This is a genomic window from Pseudomonas sp. EL_65y_Pfl1_R83, from assembly GCF_963970695.1.
Lineage (GTDB): Bacteria > Pseudomonadota > Gammaproteobacteria > Pseudomonadales > Pseudomonadaceae > Aquipseudomonas > Aquipseudomonas tritici.
Map to the genome: position 1 here is coordinate 1 of NZ_CAXAQI010000175.1, position 569 is coordinate 569.

The 569-nt window shown below is 64.7% G+C and carries 1 protein-coding gene; it reads left to right on the plus strand.

Annotated features, from left to right (window positions below):
• Positions 1-86: 86 nt before the first annotated feature.
• On the plus strand, positions 87-341 hold the full coding sequence (locus AACY08_RS28265) for a DUF6356 family protein (RefSeq protein ID WP_159181853.1): 255 nt from the start codon (positions 87-89) through the stop codon (positions 339-341).
• Positions 342-569 lie beyond the last annotated feature (228 nt).

Here is a 569-nt window from a genome sequence, read left to right on the forward strand (position 1 = left end):
ACGAGACGATACGCTGAGCCAACTGGCCGCCGACATGTTGCCGCAGATTGCGCCCAGATTCGCCTGAGTTACCAAGGAGCCGCCTTATGTTTCGCCGTCTGTTCCTCGATCACCCCGCCTCGGTCGGCGAAAGCTATGCCGAGCATTTCGGTGTTGCTTCCCGCTTCGGCGTGACTTTGATCGGCGGCGGCCTCGGTTGCCTCGTCCATGCCGTCGTCCCCGCCGCATTCAAGACCACCGGCAGCCAGACCGTGCTGCGCCTGAACAAGCGCATCGTCGAAAAGCGCGCAGCGGTGATGGCGGACGAACTGCAGCGCCGCACGGTCGAATATGTGATCTGACGGTATCCTCCCCGGAAAGGGGAGGATACAGAGGCCCAGTTCCCGAAACCGCGCTTCCCGGCTATGGCGGCGCGATGCTGCGCATCACCGCTCTCAAGCTCCCGCTCCACCATGCCGAGGAAGAACTCGCCGCAGCGATCCGCCAGCGGCTGCGCATCACCCCGCGCGATCTGGTGCGCTACACCATCGCCCGCCGTGCGCATGACGCGCGCGACAAGACCGACATCC

Bases quoted from the DNA above. Each gene is read 5' to 3' on its own strand.
- AACY08_RS28265 (WP_159181853.1), top strand. From the start codon at position 87: ATGTTTCGCCGTCTGTTCCTCGATCACCCCGCCTCGGTCGGCGAAAGC.